This is a genomic window from Cellulomonas septica (assembly GCF_012396155.1).
GTDB lineage: Bacteria > Actinomycetota > Actinomycetes > Actinomycetales > Cellulomonadaceae > Cellulomonas > Cellulomonas septica.
On the sequence record NZ_JAAXOY010000122.1, the window covers coordinates 1 to 7341 of the forward strand.

The following is a 7341-nucleotide window of genomic DNA, read 5'->3' on the forward strand; positions in this document are numbered from 1 at the left end:
CCCTACCCGACGCTCTTCCGATCTGGGCGAGGTGCTGCGGCGTGCGGCGACGCCGGGTCGGGTCGTCTCGCTCGCGACGGACGACGAGCTCGACGGCGACGTCGTGCTCGCGGCGATCGCCGACGGCGTCCTGACGATCCGGCGGACGGACCCGGCGACGGGCGAGGTCCGCTGGGTCGCGACGCGTCCGTCGGCGTTCCCGGCGGCGTCGACGTCACGCGTCCGGGTGTCGGTGGGCGGCGGCCTGGTGGTCGCGACGGGGCCGCCCGCGAACGGCTCGCCGGGGGCGTCGGTCCAGCCGACGAGGTCGTCGTCGGGGCAGACGACCGTCTCGTCGGCGAGATCCCCGGGCGCGACCTCCTCGGCGACGGAGAAGACGTGGTCGCGCGCGGCGACGACGACGGTCTCCTCGGTGTAGAGCGGGATCGCGGACAGCGCGTCGCGGTCGACGGGCAGCCGCAGGATCGCCACGTCGGCGTCGCCCGCGCGCAGGGCGGGCTCGGCGTCGGGCGGCTCGACGACGACGAGCTCGAGCGGGACGTCGGCGAGGCGCTCGCGCCAGACGCGCAGCCAGCGGTCGGGGTTCACGCCGGGCACGACGAGCACGCGGAACACGCGACCGCCGCCGCCGGTGTCGTCGGCCTCGGGCGTGGCGGGCTCGTCGGGGCTCATCGGGCTCTCCTCATGACGACGTCGCGGACCTCGTGGCCCAGGTCGATCCCGCGCTGCTCGAACTTGGTGACCGGGCGGTGCGCGGGGCGGGCGACGAACCCGTCGGCGGTGTTCTCCAGGCCGGGGTCGGCGGCGAGCACGTCGAGCATCTGGTCGGCGTAGTCGACCCAGTCGGTCGCGCAGTGCAGCGTGCCGCCGACGCGCAGCCGGGACCGCAGCAGCGCGACGTGCGCGGGCTGCACGAGCCGCCGCTTGTGGTGGCGGGCCTTGGGCCACGGGTCGGGGAAGAAGACGTGCACGGCGTCGAGCGTGCCCTCCGGGACGTGCCGGCGCACCAGGTCGAGCGCGTCGCCGTGCGCGACCCGCACGTTCGTCAGGCCCGCGCGCTCGACCAGGACCAGCAGGTTCGCGACGCCCGGCAGGTGTGCCTCGACCGCGAGGTAGTCGCGCGACGGGTCGGCGGCGGCCATGGCGACGGTCGTCTCGCCCATGCCGGACCCGATCTCCAGCACGACCGGCGCGTCCCGCCCGAACAAGGCGGGCACGTCGAGCGAGCCGTCGGCGCGCACGGGGGCGCGACCGAGCGTGTCGTCGTGCACCGAGAACCCGAACCGCGGCCACAGGTGCGCGAGCGCGCGCTCGCGGTCACGACCGAGCGTCGCGCGGCGCGGGTGGAACGTGCGCAGCGGCTCGTGGGGGCGCGACGCGACGTGCCGGAACGCGTCGGAGGGCAGGCTCACCCCGCGAGCCTACGGAACGGACGAGGCCCGCCGGCGCGCGGCACGGTCGCCGCGTCGGCGCGCGACCGTGCCGGCGGGGCTCGGTGTCAGGCCGGGTCGTCGCTCTCCGCGATGAGGGCGAAGACCTCGCCGAACGGGCCGGAGACGATCGACATGCGCCCGTACGGCGTGTCGGACGGCGGGCTCATGACGGTGCCGCCGAGGTCGACCGCGCGCTGCGTCGCGGCGTCGGTGTCGGACGTGCCGAAGTACAGCGTCCACGCGGCCGGCGTCTCCGGGTCGACCTTGTCGCTGTAGCCGCCGATGCCGCACACGAGCTGCCCGTCGAGCCGCACGGACGCGTACGCGAAGCCGGGTCCGCTCATGTCGTCGGCCGTGAACCCGAAGACGCGCTGGTAGAACGCGAGCGACGCGGCCTGGTCGTGCGACATGACCTCGGTCCACACGATCGCGCCGGGCTCGTCGGTGACGTCCCACCCGGTGTGCCCGTGCGGCTCCCAGCCGCCGAACACGGCACCCGTCGGGTCGACGAAGATCGCCATCGACCCGAAGTCGACGATCTCCATGCCCGGAAGCAGCACCTGGCCGCCCGCCTCGGTGACGGCGTCCGTCGTCGCGGCCAGGTCGTCCGTCGCGAGGTACAGGCACCAGGCCGACGGCGGCGCGGGGTCCTCTCCGGTCGGCTCGCCCATCCCGACGACGCGGCGGCCGCCGACGAACGCCTGCGTGTAGCCGCCGACCTCCGGTCCGCCGCGCTCGAACCGCCAGCCCAGCAAGGCGCCGTAGAAGTCGATCGCGCGGTCCAGGTCCGGCACGGTGATGTCGGCCCAGGCGGGCGTGCCCGTGGGCCAGCTGCCCCGGTGCGTCGTCATCGGTCCTCCTCGTGGTCGGTGCGTGCCCATCCCACACCGTTCCTCCCGGTCGCACCACGCGAGCGATGGTGCTAGTCACGGACGCATGACGCAGCCGGGTCCGGACGAGCCGGTCGTCGACGTCCTGGGGGTGCCTCGGGACGCCGAGGACGACGGGCACGGCGACTCCGCGCTCACCGTCGCGATCGCGCTCGGCGCGAACGTGCTGATCGCGGTCGCGAAGACGGCGGCCGCCGTGATCACGGGCGCCGCGTCGATGCTCGCGGAGGCCGCGCACTCGTGGGCCGACGCGGGCAACGAGGTGTTCCTCCTCATCGCCCAGCGGCGCGCGGCCAAGCCCGCCGACGCGTCGCACCCGCTGGGGTACGGCCGCGAGGTCTACGTGTGGTCGCTGTTCGCGGCGATCGGCCTGTTCGCGGTCGGGGCGGGCGTGTCGATCACGCACGGCATCCAGGAGCTGTCGCACCCGGAGCCCGCGTCGGACTTCGGCATCGCGTACGCGGTCCTCGGGGTGTCGCTCGTGCTCGAGGGCGTGTCGTTCGTGCAGGCGTCGCGGCAGGCGAAGCGGGCCGCCGCACGACGTGACCGCGACCTCGTCGACCACGTCCTCGCGACGTCCGACCCGACGGTCCGGGCCGTGTTCTTCGAGGACGCCGCCGCGATCGTCGGCATCCTCATCGCGACGGGCGGCATCGCGGCGCACCAGATCACGGGCTCGGCCGTGCCCGACGCGATCGGCTCGATCCTCGTCGGGATCCTGCTGGGCGTCGTCGCCGTCGTGCTCATCGACCGCAACCGCCGCTTCCTCGTCGGAGAGGCCGTCGACCCCGAGCTGCACGCCGCCGCCGTCCACGCCCTCCTGGCGCTGCCCGAGGTCGCGCGCGTGACCCAGCTGCGCCTCGAGTTCGTCGGCGCCCGCCAGGTGTACCTCACGGGTGCCGTCGACCTCGACGGCGACCCGCACGAGACCGAGGCGTCCCACGTGCTCGCGTCGCTCGAGCGCCGGATCTCCGCGACGGACGGTGTCGTCGGGGCCCTGCTGTCGCTGTCCGAGCCCGAGGAGCCGTCGATCCACGACTGACCGCCGGTCATCCGCGAGGGGTGACGCGCACGACGCGCCGGTCCGGGGACGCTGGGCGGGACGCGGGGACGGGGGGTGGCGATGACCGAGCCGACGACCGAGTTCCGCGTGCCCGTGCGGCAGCTGCTCAAGCTCACGATCCCGGCCGCGCTGGTCGGCATCCTGTGCGGGCTCGTGCTCATCGGGCTCAGCGCGCTCGCGAAGGTCCTCGAGGACTGGCTCTGGGACGACCTGTCGGGCCTGTTCGGCCTCGACCGCGACTCGCCCGTGTGGATCGTCGTGATCCTCACGCTCACCGGGCTGCTCGTGGGGCTCGTCATCCGGTTCGCGCCGGGGCACGCCGGCCCGGACCCCGCGTCGGCCGGGCTCGTCGAGCCGCCGCTGCCGCCGCGCGTGCTGCCCGGGCTCGCGCTCGCGATGGTCCTGATGCTCGCGGGCGGCGTCAGCCTCGGCCCCGAGAACCCGATCATGGCGATCAACGCCGCGCTGGTCGTCTGGATCGGCGCGCGCGTCGCGGGGCGCGTCGGGGTGCCGCAGTGGATGGCGCTGTCGACCGCCGGGACCCTGGGCGCGATGTTCGGCACGCCGCTCGCGGCGGCGCTCATGTTCAGCGAGATGGACCCGGGGGACCGCCGCATCCCGCTGTGGGACCGGCTGTTCGCGCCGCTCGTCTCCGCCGCGACCGGCGCGCTCACGATGCTCCTGCTGTCCGACCTCGACATGGCGATGGACGTCCCGGAGTACCCGGGCCTCCAGGTCACCGACCTCGCGATCGCGGTCGCGGTGTCGCTGGGCGCCGCCGCGCTCGGCCTGCTCGCGTCGTACGTCTTCACGCCCCTGCACCGGCTCGTGCACCGCGTCCGGCAGCCCGTCCTGCTGCTCACGCTCGGCGGGCTCGTGCTCGGGCTGCTGGGGGCCGTCGGCGGACCGATCACGCTGTTCAAGGGCCTCGACGAGATGAAGCAGCTGCCCGGCATGGTCGGCGAGACGACCGCGCTCGGGTTCCTCGCGTTCGCGCTGATCAAGCTCGTCGCGCTGCTCGTCGCGTCGAGCGTCGGCTTCCGCGGCGGGCGGATCTTCCCCGCGACGTTCGTCGGCGTCTCGCTCGGGTTCGCCGTGAGCGTCGCGTTGCCGTCCGTCCCGCCCGCGCTCGCCGTGGGCGCCGCGACCGTCGGCATCATCGTCGCCGCGACCCGCAGCGGGTGGCTGAGCATCTTCCTCGTCGTCGCGATCATCCCGCAGGCCACGCTCATCCCACCGCTGCTCTTCGCGACGCTCGCCGCGTGGCTGCTCGTCACCAACCGCCCCGAGCTGCGCGCCGCACCGCTCGACGAGGCGACGCCCGTCGAGGCGGGCCCGGGGGCGCCGCTCACCCCGCCGGACACCACCGGGGAGCGGGGGTCCGTCGACCGGACGTGAGCGTGCTGTCAGCCGGAGGCACCGGCGCGCCACGCGACGACGGCCGCCGTCACGTCGGCACCCAGCGCGCGCGTGAGGTCCCGGGCCCGGTACGGCGACGTCGACCCCGCCGCGAGCGGCGCCGAGTCCTGCACGCGCGCGGCGAGCCGCGTCAGCGCCGACCGGCCCTGGTGCTCGTACGCGTCCTGCTCGCCGTCGGTGAGCGCGACCAGCAGCGACCCGCTGACCGGCCCCTGGCTCACGTGCACGTCGAGCAGCAGCGACCCGTCCGCCTCCAGCAGGAACCACGACGACGGCTCGTGGTCGACGACCCTCACGACGCCTCCGGGCGACCGCCCGTCGCGCGGTCGAGGAAGTCGACGACCTCCTTGAGGTAGCGCTCGCGGGCCGGTGCCGGTGACAGCGCCAGGTCGTGCGCACCGCCCGGCACCTCGACGAACGTCACGTCGCGGCCGAGGCGCGGCGCGAGGGCACGGATGTGCGCGACGTCGAGCACCGAGTCGGTCGTGAGCAGCGCGTCGTGCTCGCGGTCGTCGGGCCCGGACGCGTCGGACGCGAGCACCAGCACCGGGACCTGGACGTCGAGCCCGTGCGCGACCCGCCGGTGCCCCGCACGGATCGCGCGGATGAACCCCGCCCGCGCCGGGAAGCCGTCGTGCGGCTTCCACGTGAGGTCGAAGTCCCACTCCCCGCCCGTGCCGCTGTGCAGCGCGCGCCCGTAGTGCGGCGCGATGTGCCCGACCACCACGTCCGGTGCGACCCGCCCGACGACGCGCAGCGCCTGCGTGAGCGCGTGCCGCTCGAACCACGAGCCCCGCAGGTCGAGCCACGGGCTGTTGAGCACCACCGCGTCGACCGCACCCGTCCGCCCGTTCGCCCACAGCGCCGCGACCAGCCCGCCCGTCGAGTGCCCCAGCAGCGACACCGACGCGTAGCGCTCGCGCAGCAGCCGCACCGCGGCGTCGATCTCCTCCGCGTACACCGACAGCTCGCGCGCGGCGTTCGGCACGCGGCCGTCGCGGATCGACCGCCCGAAGTCCCGCAGGTCCAGCGCGTGCAGGTCGTACCCGTGCTGCCCGAGCGCGTCCGCGACGTGCGGGTGGAAGAAGTAGTCGACGAAGCCGTGCAGGTACAGCACGGCGCGCGCGCGGCGGGGTCCGTCGTCGGCCAGCGAACCCGTCGGGCTGACGAGCGTCGCGACCGGGTCGACGCCGCGCGTCGACCGGTGGTCCGGGGCCAGGGGGATCGTCCGGGCGGTCCACCCGTCGCCGAGCGCGTCGGGCACGTCGATGACGTCGTCGTCCATGCGGCGATCCTGCCACCCGCCGGTCGTCGGCCGGCGGCACACGCCGACCCCGCCACGAGGACCCCTCGACGAGTCGAGGGGGCTCCAGGACGGGGTCGTGGTGCGGTGCGGGGCGTCAGGCGACCGACGGGACCGGTGTGGCGGTGCGCATCGGGCGGGCGGCGATGTGGCCCTGGTTCGCGACGTCGACGGCGAGGCTCGTGATGCGCGCGGTGCCGTCGGGGTCGACCTCGACGGTCGAGACCGACGCGTTGGGCAGCGGCACGAGGCCGACCTCGTCGACCGTCGCCAGGTACGCGCCGAGCGTGAGGCCGTGGCCGACGACCAGGACGTGCCCGTCCTCGTGCTGCGCGGCGATGCGGGCGAAGACGTCGCGCGTGCGGTCCATGAAGTCGCGCGCGTGCTCACCGCCGGGCAGGCCGGGGTGGCGACCGGCGAGGACCTCGGTCACCAGGTCGGGCCACGCGACGACCTCGTCGAGGACGCTCTCGGGCTTCTGCTCGTAGATCCCGAACGCGTACTCCAGAAGCGCGCGGTCGGTGCGCAGCGGGATGCCGTCGTGGTGCCGCAGCAGCTCGACGGCCGTGGCGACCGCCCGGCCCGACGGCGAGGACCACGCGGCGGTGAACGGGACGTCCGCGAGGTGCCGTGCGGTGGTCCGCACACCCGCACGGCCGTCGCGCGTCAGGGGGGAGTCGCAGCGTCCCTGCAGGACGCGGCGGGCGTTGAAGTGGGTGCGCCCGTGCCGGACGAGCGTCATGGTGAGGGTCATCGGTGCCCTGCTCTCTCTTCGGTGTCGGTCTCGACGCTAGGCACGCGACGTGTCCCCCGGCCGACGGGAGCATGACGCGTCGGCGACGGTTCGTCTCCCCTCTCCCGGTTCGGCGGGGGTGGCCGCGAGGAGGTCGGCCAGGCAGGGGTGGCGCGGGAAGTTGAGTGGAATAGACTCAACTTTGGTCGATGTTGAGTCGGGCAGACCCCGATCCCGTCCTGACAGGAGATTCCGTGGACGCCAAGTTCACCACCCGCTCGCAGGAGGCCCTCGGCGACGCCATCCAGCAGGCGTCGGCGGCCGGCAACCCCCAGCTCGAGCCCGCGCACGTCCTCAACGCACTGCTCCAGCAGGAGGGCGGCGTCGCGAACGCGCTGCTCGACGCCGTCGGCGCCGACCGCGCCGCGCTGGGCCGCTCGGTGCGCTCGACGCTCGTCGGCCTGCCGTCGTCGGCCGGTCAGACGGTCGCGCAGCCGTCC

General features: G+C 74.8%; 9 protein-coding genes. 3 read left to right on the forward strand and 6 right to left on the reverse strand.

All coding sequences use genetic code 11. From position 1 onward, the window contains the following. From HGA02_RS20825 to HGA02_RS06795, 3 genes are all read right to left on the reverse strand, one after another. Positions 1 to 672: LysR family transcriptional regulator substrate-binding protein (locus HGA02_RS20825; protein WP_246247508.1), on the reverse strand; the 672-nt coding region annotated here is incomplete at its 3' end. Further along, a complete protein-coding gene (gene trmB / locus HGA02_RS06790) occupies positions 669 to 1412 on the reverse strand; it encodes a tRNA (guanosine(46)-N7)-methyltransferase TrmB (RefSeq protein ID WP_168678387.1) in 744 nt (247 codons plus the stop codon). The genes HGA02_RS20825 and trmB, both read right to left, overlap by 4 nt. An 86-nt stretch (positions 1413 to 1498) precedes the next feature. Continuing rightward, positions 1499 to 2284 carry a VOC family protein gene (locus tag HGA02_RS06795; RefSeq protein WP_168678388.1) on the reverse strand — a complete coding sequence of 262 codons (786 nt, stop codon included), beginning with the start codon at positions 2282 to 2284 and terminating at the stop codon, positions 1499 to 1501. A gap of 85 nt (positions 2285 to 2369) precedes the next feature. Between HGA02_RS06795 and HGA02_RS06800 the strand changes: the two genes are divergently transcribed. Then, on the forward strand, positions 2370 to 3365 hold the full coding sequence (locus HGA02_RS06800) for a cation diffusion facilitator family transporter (RefSeq protein ID WP_168678389.1): 996 nt from the start codon (positions 2370 to 2372) through the stop codon (positions 3363 to 3365). A gap of 81 nt (positions 3366 to 3446) precedes the next feature. After that, on the forward strand, positions 3447 to 4784 hold the full coding sequence (locus tag HGA02_RS06805) for an ion channel protein (RefSeq protein WP_168678390.1): 1338 nt from the start codon (positions 3447 to 3449) through the stop codon (positions 4782 to 4784). An 8-nt stretch (positions 4785 to 4792) separates the two neighbouring features. Here the strand turns inward: HGA02_RS06805 and HGA02_RS06810 are convergent, their stop codons facing one another. From HGA02_RS06810 to HGA02_RS06820, 3 genes are all read right to left on the reverse strand, one after another. Continuing rightward, positions 4793 to 5101, reverse strand: coding sequence for a hypothetical protein (locus tag HGA02_RS06810; RefSeq protein ID WP_168678391.1), 309 nt, complete (start codon positions 5099 to 5101; stop codon positions 4793 to 4795). Beyond that, on the reverse strand, positions 5098 to 6090 hold the full coding sequence (locus HGA02_RS06815) for an alpha/beta hydrolase (RefSeq protein ID WP_168678392.1): 993 nt from the start codon (positions 6088 to 6090) through the stop codon (positions 5098 to 5100). The genes HGA02_RS06810 and HGA02_RS06815 overlap by 4 nt, the downstream gene beginning before the upstream one ends. A 115-nt stretch (positions 6091 to 6205) precedes the next feature. Continuing rightward, positions 6206 to 6862, reverse strand: a complete 657-nt coding sequence (locus HGA02_RS06820; RefSeq protein ID WP_168678393.1) for a histidine phosphatase family protein — start codon at positions 6860 to 6862, stop codon at positions 6206 to 6208. Positions 6863 to 7095: 233 nt separating this feature from the next. On the opposite strand from HGA02_RS06820, the gene HGA02_RS06825 reads away from it, so the two are divergent. Then, on the forward strand, positions 7096 to 7341 hold a 246-nt coding region (locus HGA02_RS06825; RefSeq protein ID WP_168678394.1), incomplete at its 3' end, for a Clp protease N-terminal domain-containing protein.

Bases quoted from the DNA above. Each gene is read 5' to 3' on its own strand.
- HGA02_RS06795 (WP_168678388.1), bottom strand. From the start codon at position 2,284: ATGACGACGCACCGGGGCAGCTGGCCCACGGGCACGCCCGCCTGGGCC.
- HGA02_RS06800 (WP_168678389.1), top strand. From the start codon at position 2,370: ATGACGCAGCCGGGTCCGGACGAGCCGGTCGTCGACGTCCTGGGGGTG.
- HGA02_RS06805 (WP_168678390.1), top strand. From the start codon at position 3,447: ATGACCGAGCCGACGACCGAGTTCCGCGTGCCCGTGCGGCAGCTGCTC.
- HGA02_RS06815 (WP_168678392.1), bottom strand. From the start codon at position 6,090: ATGGACGACGACGTCATCGACGTGCCCGACGCGCTCGGCGACGGGTGG.
- HGA02_RS06820 (WP_168678393.1), bottom strand. From the start codon at position 6,862: ATGACCCTCACCATGACGCTCGTCCGGCACGGGCGCACCCACTTCAAC.